The organism is Methylophaga sp. UBA678 (assembly GCF_002299105.1).
GTDB classification, from domain to species: Bacteria; Pseudomonadota; Gammaproteobacteria; order Nitrosococcales; family Methylophagaceae; genus Methylophaga; species Methylophaga marina.
Window position 1 is genome coordinate 1 of sequence record NZ_DBNG01000026.1, and the last position, 14124, is coordinate 14124.

14 protein-coding genes and 1 pseudogene are annotated in these 14124 nt (G+C 42.6%); 5 read left to right on the forward strand and 10 right to left on the reverse strand.

Annotation, left to right across the window (positions count from 1 at the left end):
- Positions 1 to 236: 236 nt before the first annotated feature.
- Both B3014_RS12895 and B3014_RS12900 read right to left on the reverse strand, forming a co-directional pair.
- On the reverse strand, positions 237 to 821 hold the full coding sequence (locus tag B3014_RS12895) for a hypothetical protein (RefSeq protein WP_289245402.1): 585 nt from the start codon (positions 819 to 821) through the stop codon (positions 237 to 239).
- Positions 822 to 1284: 463 nt separating this feature from the next.
- Positions 1285 to 1818, reverse strand: a complete 534-nt coding sequence (locus B3014_RS12900) for a hypothetical protein (RefSeq protein WP_289245403.1) — start codon at positions 1816 to 1818, stop codon at positions 1285 to 1287.
- Positions 1819 to 2095: 277 nt separating this feature from the next.
- On the opposite strand from B3014_RS12900, the gene B3014_RS12905 reads away from it, so the two are divergent.
- Positions 2096 to 2707 carry a TetR family transcriptional regulator gene (locus B3014_RS12905; RefSeq protein ID WP_289245404.1) on the forward strand — a complete coding sequence of 204 codons (612 nt, stop codon included), beginning with the start codon at positions 2096 to 2098 and terminating at the stop codon, positions 2705 to 2707.
- Positions 2708 to 2726: 19 nt separating this feature from the next.
- On the opposite strand, the gene B3014_RS12910 is transcribed toward B3014_RS12905, so the two are convergent.
- Together B3014_RS12910 and B3014_RS12915 are read right to left on the reverse strand one after the other, a co-directional pair.
- On the reverse strand, positions 2727 to 3740 hold the full coding sequence (locus B3014_RS12910) for a fatty acid desaturase family protein (protein WP_289245405.1): 1014 nt from the start codon (positions 3738 to 3740) through the stop codon (positions 2727 to 2729).
- Positions 3733 to 4611, reverse strand: a complete 879-nt coding sequence (locus B3014_RS12915; RefSeq protein ID WP_289245406.1) for a sugar phosphate isomerase/epimerase family protein — start codon at positions 4609 to 4611, stop codon at positions 3733 to 3735. The genes B3014_RS12910 and B3014_RS12915 overlap by 8 nt, the downstream gene beginning before the upstream one ends.
- Positions 4612 to 4875: 264 nt before the next feature.
- Here B3014_RS12915 and B3014_RS12920 point away from each other — a divergent pair, with 264 nt between their 5' ends.
- From B3014_RS12920 to B3014_RS12935, 4 genes are all read left to right on the forward strand, one after another.
- Entirely contained in the window at positions 4876 to 5127 is a 252-nt protein-coding gene (locus B3014_RS12920; RefSeq protein WP_289245407.1) for a hypothetical protein, read from the forward strand.
- An 11-nt stretch (positions 5128 to 5138) separates the two neighbouring features.
- Positions 5139 to 5486 (forward strand): hypothetical protein, encoded by a 348-nt coding sequence (locus B3014_RS12925; protein WP_289245408.1) that lies wholly within the window; start codon positions 5139 to 5141, stop codon positions 5484 to 5486.
- A gap of 109 nt (positions 5487 to 5595) precedes the next feature.
- The gene (locus tag B3014_RS12930; RefSeq protein WP_289245409.1) at positions 5596 to 7608 is read left to right on the forward strand and encodes a primary-amine oxidase; all 2013 of its coding nucleotides are present in this window, start codon (positions 5596 to 5598) and stop codon (positions 7606 to 7608) included.
- A gap of 4 nt (positions 7609 to 7612) precedes the next feature.
- Positions 7613 to 8347, forward strand: coding sequence for a cytochrome c oxidase assembly protein (locus B3014_RS12935; protein ID WP_289245410.1), 735 nt, complete (start codon positions 7613 to 7615; stop codon positions 8345 to 8347).
- Here B3014_RS12935 and B3014_RS12940 read toward each other — a convergent pair.
- The 6 genes and pseudogenes from B3014_RS12940 to B3014_RS12960 form a co-directional block, all read right to left on the reverse strand.
- On the reverse strand, positions 8294 to 9247 hold the full coding sequence (locus tag B3014_RS12940) for a helix-turn-helix domain-containing protein (RefSeq protein ID WP_289245411.1): 954 nt from the start codon (positions 9245 to 9247) through the stop codon (positions 8294 to 8296). The two genes, B3014_RS12935 and B3014_RS12940, sit on opposite strands and share 54 nt — an antisense overlap.
- Positions 9248 to 9508: 261 nt before the next feature.
- Positions 9509 to 9904, reverse strand: a complete 396-nt coding sequence (locus B3014_RS15100; protein ID WP_414683054.1) for a CZB domain-containing protein — start codon at positions 9902 to 9904, stop codon at positions 9509 to 9511.
- A 45-nt stretch (positions 9905 to 9949) separates the two neighbouring features.
- A pseudogene (locus B3014_RS15105) lies at positions 9950 to 10420 on the reverse strand (methyl-accepting chemotaxis protein); the annotation flags it as partial.
- A gap of 341 nt (positions 10421 to 10761) precedes the next feature.
- Positions 10762 to 11619, reverse strand: a complete 858-nt coding sequence (locus B3014_RS12950) for a chemotaxis protein CheW (RefSeq protein ID WP_284722864.1) — start codon at positions 11617 to 11619, stop codon at positions 10762 to 10764.
- A gap of 84 nt (positions 11620 to 11703) precedes the next feature.
- Positions 11704 to 13032, reverse strand: a complete 1329-nt coding sequence (locus B3014_RS12955) for an FAD-dependent oxidoreductase (RefSeq protein ID WP_284722865.1) — start codon at positions 13030 to 13032, stop codon at positions 11704 to 11706.
- A 96-nt stretch (positions 13033 to 13128) separates the two neighbouring features.
- A partial coding sequence (locus B3014_RS12960) for a hypothetical protein (protein WP_289287005.1) occupies positions 13129 to 14124 on the reverse strand: 996 nt, incomplete at its 5' end.

A 14124-nucleotide genomic window follows, 5' to 3' on the forward strand; every position in this document is an offset into this window, starting at 1 on the left:
GGGGATAGCTCAGACTCTGACCCTATTGATTTATGACCCTATTGATTTACTCATTGTTTTTATTATGCCTTTTGTGGGGATTGGTCAGTGGCTGACCCCTTGATTGTTGATACCAAGAAAGCATTTTCATCTAATTCCGAAAATTTACTCATCACTATCCTGAGTTATAACGCCGCCAGTAGGGGTGACAAAACCAGAGCGAAGCGGCGGTTTTGGCATCCCTCTGGCTGGCTTTGTTATACGTTTTTGAATAATTCTGATTGTTCATAGCTTAGGTCATGGTTTAAAACTTTATATAAACGTTCAAGCGCCTTGTATGTTTTTAAGTACTCTTCGTCACTTGGGATTAATGGCGAGTTTTCAAATTTCTTTGCCACTTCAGATGGAAGAAGGAAGCCTTCACTGCCGTCATCATCTTGAGCTAGCTCGACCTCTACTTCGGTGAAGAAGTCTTTACTATGAGCAACTTCATTTCGTAATTTTATTAGTGCAGACAAAAGTTGGTAGTCAGCGGACGTGTTATCAGTGACATATTTTCCACTTGATACAAGAAAGCCAATTGAGTCTAACTTACCCCTGAGACTCATAGCTAAGAATGCTTGAGCATGACGCTTGTAGTCTTCACGTGGGAACGTGTTATGCGACCAACTTACAATACTGTCATTTAATGCACTTTCTAAGGTTGCCGCCGCTGTAAGGATAAACGAATACTTTACTGGATTTCTTTTTATATCTTCATCTTCCATGTGATCCAGGAGGTAGTTTGCAGCAAGCAATAAACCTTGAGCGGAATTAAATATGAATGACATCTTTTCAGACATAATCACTCCATGACCGTATAAGAGTGTGTTTTATGAAGCCGTTGGCTTCATAATTCGGATTTAAGATTCTCAACCACCTGTTTTTTAATGAAATGTCGATTAATTTTTTTGATAAATAGAGCCAAAATGTTGAACTAGGTTGGAAAATTAGAGCCAAGACTTTGTTATCTTTGGAATGAATTTGTTTCACGGAAGAGGCAATTAGCATGGCAAAATCTCCATTTTTGAGTTCAATCGAATTTTTCAATGACTAACGTTAGTCATTGAAAAATTCAAAGATAATCCGTATTGAATCGAATATTTCATAGTTTTTAATGGCAAGCAACATCCAAAACATTTAAGTGACCGACTCATAGAACAACTTTTCACACATTTAGCAGTGAATCGGCATGTATCTGGATCAACCCGAGCAATCTAATCAGTAACTCAAGTTCGCTGCCTTTTTTCTGATTAGCTGTGATACTCAAGAGCTACTTGTTAGAGATTTCATTTGTTTTTCATATTTCAAACGTAGCTTTTTACTACTCATTAGGAACCTAAGATCATGGTACGGAGAACCCTCAGCTACTGAACAATAGATGTCAAACTCAACATCACCGGACAAAGCTTCAAAGGTTGAATAGTTAGAACTTTCGTTTTGTACCTGAAATTTTGACTTTACTAGAGAAGACAGGGTGTCAACTTCATTTTTACAAGATTCGAGACTGGAGTAAGCCCTCTGAAAACTCACATGACTTATCAGACCTGAATCCCTGGAAATTTGAACCTTAAAATCATTTACAGCTTTTATAGATGAGTTTTCAGGTAAAGGGACACTGAACATAATTACAGGTAAAGTTCCCCTATGTTCACCCGCAAACAGTGGTTTTATAGGAAACGGCTTACCAACTTCAATATCAAATAAATCTATGCTTTCAGAGGCTGGATACTCTATCTTTTCTTCGCACCCAATCAATATGAATAAAAATAAGAATGATGATAGGTATTTCATCTTCATGTTTAATCGCTACCAACTAAATTTGTGAAGTCACTGGCTCTTAATTTGGATTTAAACTTTTCAACCATTTTTAAGTTAAATCGAATCCTTCATGCTGACGAGGCGCTATAGTCGTTAAGCTCTCCAATCTCGACAGTATTGAACTGAATATTTCACAATTTTTGATACTAAGCAATAAAACGGAATAAATTTACCCTAGCCACAACCATTCACACCTTTATATTTGAAGCATTTCCAGCCTCACGCTACTATCTGATTTTCTCCAAGAAAAATACTCATGAAACGAAGCAAAGAAGACGCAGCGAAAACCCGACAGAAAGTGATTGATGCGGCGTTAAAGTTATTTGGTCAGCGTGGTTATAGTGGCACGACATTACGGCTGATTGCTGATGAAGCGGGTTGTTCGCGTGGACCGATTTACTGGCACTTTGCTAATAAAGAAGAGTTATTTGAAGAGATTCTGGCCTATTCTCAGGCACCATTAGAAAAACTGATTGCTCAATGTGATGATAGTCAGGCGCCCATTGAAGCAGCGAGTAACTTTGCCCGCCAATGGCTGAATTTATTATTTGAGGATACGTATTACCGCCAGTCTTTTGAGATTTTGTTGAATAAAACCGAATACACGGAATCGGTATCGCCATCACTGGAGCGTGAACGCGCCTTAACGGTGTCACTCATCACCACCTTTGCTGGTTTTGTTGAACGCTATCGCCAGCAATCAGATAGCAAAGCCAGTACGGATAGTCAGGTGGTGGCCATGTCCATGTATAGCTATCTGATGGGCGTAACACAAAGTTGGATGGTGAATCCCAAGCTTAATCAGCTTGAGGACAATATCGAGTTTTATGTGACTGAGTTTGTACGTTTATTACAAAGCCCTCAGTAAACACCAAGGGCTTTTTTTATTAAAAGGCAGTGAGAAAACTTAAGGCATCGACACCGACTGCTCTGCCCTCTTTTAGTGATGTTGTTACTTCATCATCACCGTATTCTTCAGCATAAATTCTAGCGACACGATGCTTGTGATAAGAGCGAGCTTGCTCCCAGAAAGTCAGTGTTTGTGGTGCGACTTTTTCACCCATTTCTTTGTGTAAAGCCGGTAGCTCATACCAGTTCAATATCGGTTTCTGATGATGGGCGTTGTGATAGCAAAAGTTCAGCACCAGCATATTCATCCACGGATAACGATGTGACAATAAGTTGCTGTAGGTATTGGCCTGCTCGTACTCAAAATCACGACGATGAGGGAACACGGCATCTGGATCATCCAGATTAAAAATGACCTCGTAGTTATGCTGGTAACAGTCCATAAAACGTAACACTGTGAACAACACGAGCTGAGCGACGCAGTACAACACAAACGCTTTGACACTAATCAATAACACCGCCAGCAATAAGGCGCCTCTAATTAACACCACAGTCAACACCCGAGCACGTTGATCACGTTTTGATTCAATCGCCCACGGTGCAAACACCAGCATGGTGTGCATCATAACTTCAATGGCTGGAATGTATGCCCATTCAGCTGCTTTAACGACCTTTTCCATGACGGGGTGTCGTTTTAAAAAGCTGCGGTAATCCCACACCACTGGGTCACAGTTATCGACATGGTGACGCATATGTTTGTATCGAATATCTTCAAAACGGCCGTAACAACTACCCGTTATCCAGTTAAGCACTTTGCCGAGTTTAGCGTTGTCCTTATTGTCTTTAAATAAGGCGTTATGACCACATTCGTGTAATAAATAAGCCGCGATAATCATGCCGTGAGCACAGGCCAGCATACCCAGAATATTGATTATCCAGTTATTGGCAAACATAGCTGCCCAGCCACCAAAATAGGTGACAGTGATATAAGCCAATACGCCGATACTGTATTTCACCCCGGCAGGATCACGAAGTTGAAATGCGTTAGCCATGTGACACCTCAGCTAATGTATTCGCTTGTTTCCATTGTTCAAAATGCTGCTGTTCGGTATGACCTATCCAGCTATTGATTTCCCAGAGGTCTGCAATGGGGGCATTGGTAAATGGCAGATGGTGCAAATAACCATCCGGACCAAACTCGGGAGTCATGGTGGTTTCTGTATAACCACGATCTCGTTGAGCAGTCCAAATGGCTTCCCAGCAACGTTGATGACTTTCCAAAGCCGCTTGATATTCGGGTGCTGCAGGATGTGGTACTTGTGGCCCCTGGTCATACCCTACCCGACTGTGAATATGATGAGCATGTTGAGCGGCTAGTTCGATGGCATCCCATTCGCTATCCATCAAGCGTTCACTGACCACCACCCAATGACTAAAATCACAGGTAATCTTGATATCTGGCAGGTGTTCTAATATCGCCATGGTATTCCATGGGCAATAAAAGCTGCGGCCTCGGTGTGTTTCAAACGAACATAACACACCATGTTTATCTGCAATATCCATGGCGGCTTTGAAGAAGTCGATACTGGTTTGAATCGGCCAGGCATCACAGCCACCCATCACATTCACAAATTGGGGTTTGAGCGATTTACCTAAAATAATTTGTGATTCCAGATCCGATAAATGCTCTTCAACACTAGCTCGCCGTCTTGGCACATACGAACCTGCTGTGCATATTTCCTGAATCCATTCGATATTGTGCGTATTCAGAGCCGCTTCCAAAGCAGGTAAATGACTTGGATCATCATGTTTGGCAGGCGCTTCCAGACCTGAAAACCCAGCTTCTTTTGCCATGCTAACGGCTTCTTCAATAGTACCGGTATGACCCCAGACTGTTTTGAAATTCTTCAGCTTCATTGTCATCTGTACGGTCTCTTCATTAATAAATAATATGAATGCAGCAAACAACATGCCAAAGTGTATGTATAAATATCAATAGTCATCAAAGCCTTATAATGACTTACATAGCAGCGAATGCCTTGTGTCTGATAATTTAAAAGTGGCGATGAAGAAGGTCTTTATTGCACTGGGTTTGTGCTGGCGATGTTAACTTTTGGGGCGATATCAAAAAGCAAAGAGAAGTTGAAGTGACAATAAAACTTTACCTTTCTAAACCCGCATTAACCTATGTCAGCAATAGAATTGATGAAACACTTTGCTATGACTATGGAAACACGCTTAATGACGAAGTATTTGATTATTACTTTTGATTTTTCAAATGCCCCAAACGTTGAAAAATCTTTGCCAGCATCGGCCAGAAAAATTCAGTATCAAGGTAAAACCTATTTTATTATTAATAAAAACGAGTATTTACGGCTCACAGGCAATCATATTGCCCGTTATTTGGTATCAAACCCGGTGCCAGAAAATAACTTTTAAAAGGAGTTTTTATGCATAAACAATGTATATCAGGCGTTTTTATCACACTGCTTTTTGCCATGGTGGCCCCATCTTATGCTGTTGATAACAGCATGGTGCCTAAAGAATTGGAAGACGCAATGAAGTCCTGCCGTGATTCTGCCCAGGGTAGTGTTGAATCATTCGATAGCTGTATGGAACAAAAGGGATTTGATGAAAAGCCACAGTCATCTGTACCTGCACCATCTAAAGAAGTTGATGAACAGCTGAAATCAGCCGTAAAAGACTGCCATGAAACTAGCAGTGGTAACCTCCCCGCTTTTGAAAATTGCATGGAACAAAAAGGCTTTAACAAACCAAGAATAGAAGCGCCAGACTAAACTCAGACTTTCCAGCACGACATGGATGTCGATTTTTGCCACTTTGCGATATTGGTCTATTCAGATCTCACTAGTATTGATAGCAGAAAAACAATACGACGAGGTCACTATGAATCACGCATTAGAAACATCCTATAAACCCGAAACCACACCTGGCGTTAAAGCCATTCATCCACTTGATCCACTCACGATAGAAGAAATTGCTATCGCTTCTGATTTACTCAGAAAAGAAAAAGGCTTGGGTGCTGAGTGTCGTTTTCCTTATGTGCAGCTTGAAGAACCGGCAAAAGCGGAAGTATTAGCTTTTGAAAAAGGTCAGCCATTTTCACGCCAAGCCTTTGCGGTAGTACTGGATAAAGCCACAGGTGATATTCATGAAGCGATGATTGATCTTAATACCAACACTATTACACGTTGGGAACAGATTGATCCTGAAGTGACCGGACAACCGGCCATCATGATGGAAGAGTTCTTCACCTGTGTCGATATCGTTCAGGCCGATCCTGGTTTTATTGAAGCGGTGAAACGTCGTGGCTTAACCGATAAAGATATTGAGACCATTCAAATTGACCCATGGTCATTTGGTTATTTTGGTGATGAAGAAAAATACCGTGGTCGACGCTTAATGCGAGGTGTGGCCTTCGTTCGTGATGAAATTGTCGATAATGGCTATGCAAGACCTATTGATGGTCTGGTGGCGATTATCGATTTAAATGAAGGCAAGGTCATCGAGTTGTTAGATGATGGTCAGAATATTCCCGTCCCCAAAACCAAACATAATTACGACACCCCATCACTGGCTAAACCACGTGAAGATTTAAAACCGTTACAGATTACACAGCCTGAAGGCGTTAGCTTCACCGTTGATGGCTGGAAAGTGAACTGGCAAAAATGGCAGTTCCGTTTGGGTTATAACCCACGCGAAGGTTTAGTCCTTAACCAATTAAGTTATCAGGATGGTAATCGTCTGCGCCCGATTATTTATCGTGCCAGTATCAATGATATGGCTGTGCCCTACTCTGACACGAACCTGAACCACTATTGGAAATGTGCATTTGATGGTGGTGAATATGGTCTGGGCCGCCTGGCTAATCAGCTAGAACTGGGTTGTGACTGCCTGGGTGCGATTCGTTATTTTGATATTCCAACCGTCGATGATAATGGCGTGCCATTCTTGATGAAAAATGCCGTCTGTATGCATGAGGAAGATTACGGCACCTTATGGAAACATTACGAGTTCCGCAGTGAAACCTATGAAATGCGTCGCTCACGTCGTTTGGTTATCAGCTTCTTCTGTACAGTGGGTAACTATGATTATGGTTTCTATTGGTACCTCTATCAGGATGGCACCATTCAACAAGAAACCAAACTGACCGGTATTATTCAAACAGGTGCGTTGGTTCCTGGTGAAAAACCCAAGTTTGGTGGCATGGTGACACCCGAAATCTATGGCCCAACCCATCAGCATTTCTTCAGTGCTCGTCTGCATATGATGCTTGATGGTGAAAATAATTCGGTGGTCGAAACCAACTTCACGCCACGCGAAATGGATGAAGATGAAAACCCATGGGGCAATTTGTTTAATACAGAAGCTACCGTGTTAAAAACAGAACTGGAAGCGGCTCGTGAAGCCAATGGTCAAACCGGCCGGTTCTGGAAAATTATCAACCCCAACAGCATCAACGCCGTGGGTAATCCGACCGGCTATAAACTCGTTGCTGAGCATAACCCGGTGATGCTGGCTCACAATAATAGTTATGTTGCCAAGCGTGCTGGCTTTGCTAAAAAGCATTTATGGGTAACGCCTTATGATCCGGCCGAGATGAATGCGTCCGGCTTTTATCCTAATCAAAATAAAGGTGAAGGTTTACCGTATTACGTGCAAAAAGACCGTCCGATTGAAAATACGGATATCGTGGTCTGGCATACCTTTGGTCACACACATGTATGTAAACCAGAGGACTTCCCCATCATGCCAGTGGAGTATGTTGGCTTTACCTTGAAACCCAATAACTTCTTTATGGGTAATGCGGCAATGGATGTGCCTGCTGAAGGGAATAACCATAGCGTTGATACCGTGACCGGTTCGGTAAAATCTGGCTCAAGCTGCTGTTCTGAATAGTCAGATGTGGTTAGTTTCAGTGGATTTATTGTGCAGCGTGATAGTCATTATCACGCTGCAACAATGGGCTGTTAAGAAAAACTTACTGGCGAAACCGGGCATATTTCTCACTGGTAACCTGGTATTTTTGCTTGGCATGCTGCCGTGGTTTGATGACTTGGCTCGTTATTCGATTAGCTTGCACAGTTTACAAAGCGTCATGGTGCATCATTTTGCCCCATTATTATGGATTGGCGCTTTACGTCATAAAGAGTCATCCATTACCAGAGCACATAACACCTTATCGCATTGGCCTACTACGTTATTGATGAGCATTTTTGCAGTATTGACCTGGGTATGGATGTTACCGTCATTCCATCCACTGTTAATGCAGAGTGCCATTATCTATAGCGGTATGAAATGGTTAATGGCATTAAGTGGGCTGGCCTTATGTTTATCCATGCTCAGTCACCATCAAAAATCATCTTATTGGCAGAAATTAAATAATGTCACAGTGGTGATGCCCTTATTACTATGGGGGCTGTTGATGTTTATCTTTCCTACGATGTATGCGGATACACATACCAGTCATCATCAGCATCATATGATGATGAGTCATCTACCCGCCTGGCTGCAGCTATCATCCATTCAGGATCAATTTATCGGTGGTCTGCTCTTTATTTTGTCGGGTTTCTTTTACTGGAAATCAAACTCGATCAGCGTAGCGTTTACGCGTCATGCTCGGCGATTCTCCAAATAAACGACGATATTCCTGAGAAAAATAGCCCATATGGAAAAAGCCATAATTAGCTGCCACATCAGTGACTGAAAGACCACTTGTTATTAGTTCACGTTTGGCTGCATTGAGCTTTACGGCTCGCAGATATTGCATCGGTGAAGTGCCTGTCGCTTTATGGAAACTATAATTCAAGGTGCGGTGTGGGATAGACAAGGCCTTGCATATATCCACAATACTGGCACAACTTCCTTCACTGGAGGCCACATACTCATGACAACGCTGCACAATATAGTTGTGTTGATTGCCAAGACGTTTCAACGAGTTGTTATGCGTTTCTTCGCTTTCGTAAATAGTCAAAGCAAACTGGATTATTTTATCCTCTATCGCTTTGAGTAACTGTTTAGCATAGGTCGCAGTCTGATTCACAGTTCTCAGATTATCTACGAGCAATGCCAGATCATGGCGTAAGGTGTTGAGCATGTCAGCGTCCATTTTGACACCGTAACTTTTTTTAAACCCAATCAGTCGAGTATAAGTATCGTGACTCAACAGTTCGGCTAATGGCTGATGGTCAATGGAAACAATGCTGTAGTCGAGTTGAGCTGGCCCCACAAAGGAAAAGTCGCTTTCATACGGTAATAAGGTAATACCCGATGACAAAATCTGACGTGCTTGTTCTGAGGCATCACTCGCTTCAACATGATGTGGAATCATCAAACTGATTTTACCCTTCGGCGTATGCGTATCCTGAACCACACTCTGCTTCATGCGTTCTCTAAACACACGAACCGAATCCAGCTGAATATCTTCAAGAAAGCCTTCAAACCTCCCTGTACTTATTTGATCGTATTCCTGTGGCCAATTTTGCAGGGAGTGAGCATGTTGATTCACATCATCAAACGTAGCGGACTGACTGAACATGATGTAGATCCCCAGAATGGCTAAGAATAAGAGATTAAGCAAAAAATGAACCGCTGTTTACTGAGGCAAAGTGCAATGGCTACTCTGGCATTATTAATTCAATAAAATCAATAACTTTAATTTACAAGCAAAGAGATTTATCAATATAGATGAGAGCGCTTATCTTAATAAGCCTGCCCTTATTTGGAGCATTTCCCGCTAAGTTGATAAAAATGGGGCATCCTCAAAAGAGGATGCCCCACTGTTAAGCATGTTTATTTTTTATTTTGAGTAGCGATGCAGTTGATTGAAGTATTCATCCAGTAAGTCATCAATGGCACTGACTACCTGAATACTGGCATGCTCCATCGCCGACAACATATTGAGTGTTTCTGCTTTATCACCATTCGCTGCCGCTTGAATCGCCGCTTTACCAGAAACATGAACCTGTTCATGCGGTTTTTCGATAGATTTATAGTTACTAAGTGATACGTACTCACTGGCACCCGCTCCGCGATAGTACCATTCGCCCAGTCGACATTGAGTGTGATCGTTTACGGAAAATTGATAATTCTCAGTATCGATAGCGGCATAAATCTGATTTTTCCAGACAGCGTGATCTAACTTCACCGTATTGAGAAATGAGGCCGTTGATGCCATCAGAATAATCTTTTGCATTTGATTTGAACGCTGTAGCACTTCACTCACTACAGCCCCAATTTGTTCTGATGAGGTCGATACTTCACGCGCACCTTCTTGATTGTCCTGCACCATGCCTTTGATATTACTGGTCTGATTTAGAACCTGACTGACTAATGATTCAATCTTGTCACTGGCATCATGGGCTTTTGAGGCAAGATTTCTGACTTCATCGGCAACAACAGCAAAACCTCGACCGGCATCACCGGCCCTGGCGGCCTCGATCGCAGCATTTAACGCGAGTAAGTTAGTTTGCTCTGAGATTTCTTGAATGGTGGCAACCAATACATTGATATCGTTAGCTGTTTTATCTAGCACCCCAACAACTGTAATACTCTCATTTGCATGAGCATTAATGGTTTCAGCTCGTTGATTTAATTTCTCAACGGCTTGTGTGGTCTGAGCAAAAATCTCTTTTAACTGATCCAGCGTTTCTCTCTCTTCCCTAAGACTTGTTGCACTCTGTAATAATCCATCACGGACAGTTTGAAGCATCTTGCCGCCTTCTAACTGAACACCTATCAGTCCTTCACCCTGACTGAGCTGTCTTTTTAAACTCGCTATTTCACTCTCTTTTTGAGCTAGCTGGGATATCAGCTCATTTTGTTGCGTTTGATGTTGTTTTTCTCTCTCTTTCAGTTCTCGCTCTAATGCTGCTATTTGTTGTTTTAGTTTTTTTGAAAACACAGTTAATTCATCCTTAAAGGTTCACTAAGTAACGCTCACAAAACACTGCTAAGTTTTATGAGTTATAACCACAGACAGTTCGGGGAGTAAACGGGCAAAAAAATAAACGGGGCTCGACTCATGCGCTCATCTTCAACCAAACTGAAAAGTTAGGTGACTAAGATTGGCTCATCAATCAGTTTATCAATATTGAAATAAAGACAATCGGGGCTATTGTCTCGTGTATAGATACCATCCAGTACTTTTGCTATCTGACTTAACTGAGCCAGGGCGCCCGCATTACTAGCCTGAAACTCACTCGCGTCATAGCTAATCACATCGTTTATTTCGTCTATCAACAATGCAAATCTGGGCGTTTTTCCATCTTCAGTCACGAATAACAAGACTTGTCTCATAGCAGCTTGTAAATGCTCAACAGCACGAGCAAATAATGTACTCATGCGCTGGATGGTGGCACCACGTTCGCGGCGCAATAATTCCATTGCATCCTGACTGTTGCCACTATTGCTCAGTGTAAGCAAACGTTCTGCCATTTCATAGAGTGTCTGCTGAGTCACATCAAACAAAGACAATAACTCCATCAAAGTGTCATCTCTGGTTTGAAACTGTTTTCGCCATTGACTAAATTGGCTTTTTTTCAAGTCTGTAGAGTATGTGAATTCACTGCTATTTTTGACGGCCATTTCCAGCGCATTGACCCACTCATTGAGCTCCTGCTCATGCAGCTTCAATTCGGCGATGATTTTGGCCTTACTATCGATACCAGAGTTAACACCCACCCGGTGGGCAAAATCCAATACCGGCACCACAATACCCTGATATTTAATCACCCCTTTCAGACCACGTTCTTCCACCGGGACCTTTTGAACGGAGTCGACATCCTGCCCCAGCATCAGCACATAATCGACATTGAGACCAAACATCATGTCTTCGATAAAGAAGGTGAAAACCTGAGTCTTCTCTGATGCCTTACCGGCATTAGCCGCCTGAGCAGAATGCAGTGTCATATGCTGTCTCCATCCAAAAACTAGTATGCTTATATGAAGCTATATCGGCTGCTGAATCGAAGACTAAAACAAATTTTAGTCTTATCAGTGCAGGTCAGCTCTTAAACGGGTTTCATCTATCTGTGCCCCAAGTCGCCCACACACAAATCGTAAATCCAGTTCGGCGTTTTCCAGACAACTGGTCGCTCCTGGTGAAGGAGTCATATTAAAGACGATACCTGTACCCGGGTTGATTTTCGCTTCGCCCAGCATCAATTGAGATGATTTTTTATCAATTAACTGAGGACGAACACCGCCAAAACCTTTGGCAAAGGTGACATCTTTTAATTGCAGAGAAGGTACGATTTTTCGTGCATCTTTCATAAACAACCAGCGGCGTAGCAGTGGTACTTCAAACAGGAAGTTTTTCAGAATGTAGTTACGAATGTCTTTGACCTTAAACAAATCCCAGAAGACTTTCATCACTCGTGAATCCAGCTTTAATACACGTAAGAACTCAAAAAAGGTTTTGCTGTTGTAGCGTTCCAGCATGGGTAATAACAACGCAGTGGGTCCAAAGCGAGTCTTACCCTCAATCAACACATCTGGATCCCCATGCACTGCGGCAAAAGGCAATTTGTCGTTTTGTACAGTGTAAACCTTGCCATTGAGTAAGGGCGGAGTGAAATAGAAACTACCGGCAACGGGTAAACAGGAGAATTCAAGACCATATCCCATTTGCTGGGCTAATAGCAGGCTGTGTCCACCAGCAGAAACGACGACTGTTTTGGCTTTGATAACCGCGTTCTGGGTAACAATTGAAAACACACCATCTTTTTCAATGATGTCTTCAACGTGACTGTTCAGAAATAGCTTGAGATCTTTATCTGTTCGCTTTTGTGCCTGTTCGACAAAGCTTTCAGCCAAACGCTGGTAATCCACTGCTGAATATTCATCTAACACAGCCAATGCCACACAAGGTTCTTCACGCATCTTGCCATCGACCATCACCACATTGGGTTCGATCTCAGCGATTTGCTCTTTTTCCAGCAGCTGCATTGAAGTGAAGACGGTGCGGAAACGTTCGAAACGCTCACGTAACATGGCACACTCTTTTTCACCCACGCCCAATACCATTTTGGGGTATTTAAAAATGATTTCATCACGTTCTGCCAGCTCATCAGCATAGTTGACAATCATCTGGGCCGCGGCTTTGACCTTTGCGGCTTTCTCAAGGGTGTAATTCGTTTCAATATCACCGCAGTGAAGCGTCTGACTATTATTTCTGCCGTTAGAGTTCACTTTGGCAACATGGTCGTATTTTTCAACCAGAGCGATATGTTGTATATCGGTGTATTCAGTGAGCAAATACATCAGTGCTGTACCGCATACGCCACCACCGATAATGGCTACATCATGGACTTGTTCTGTCATTTTTTATCCCAGCAAAAACTGCCGGCGATTTTAACAGAATCAGCGTTTCACCGCAGTCAAAAAATAGCGATGAAACGCGGCGATGAAACCTACTGACTAATCCTCATCTTTTTTCTTATTCATTTGCGAAAAAGACGGTATCGAAGACAATATTGACTGCAATCGATCCTGCTGTTGAGTATCAACATCTTCGTCGTCCTCGCCTTCTTCATTATCAGAAGCATTTTCAAGATCTTTGATTTCTTTAAACATCTGATCCAAGTCATCATCAGAAGGCAATGGTTCTTCAGTCAGATCCTGCCACATATCCGATACAGCAGATTTCGGATCAACCAGATTCACAGGTTCACCGATATCAAGTTCATCCTCACTGAAATACTGCTCTACATCGGAAGTCGCTTGCTCTGCCGCATCAACAAGGGGTGAATCTGCTTGCTCATCTGATGCTGGATACATGGCCGAAATTCGCGTTGAATTATCGTCAAGCTGACGTTCATCAATGATGTTAACGTCATAGTTCAAATCGTTCTCAGTCACAGAACTTGATGTTGTTTGCTCTATCTCTGGCTCGATATCAGTGAGTTCATCCTCAACAGTTTGTGCAACCTCATCCAGATCAAACTCTTCCTCAACAACAGACTCAGACAAGTCGGCATTATCAGATAAAGATAAATTTGGCTCAGAATCATCTTGTGAATCCTCGCTGACAGGCAGGGAGTCAGCATCATCTATTGAATCAGTCTCTTCAATGTCTACTGTCTCAGTCTCAGGCGTCTGTTCATAAGCCGGTTCTGAACTCGCCATATCAACTGTGCTTTCTGGTTCAGGTTTTACCTCTGTTTGTTGGCTACGTGCTTTCGCCTCTGCACGAAGTTGTGCCGTTCTGGCGCGTACTTTTTCACGCAGCTCATCGAGCTCTGAACGCATTTCTGCAATTTCTTCAGACGGTACTGAACTCTCTTCATCACTTGAAAGGCTTTCTTCAGCCACTTCAGGCTCAGCATCAACTTCTTCAGTTTCGTCGTCAGCCGTCATCAGTAAGCGTAAACGTTCTGCTTCTGTCTGGAATGCTGGCTCTGGCTCTGGCTCTGG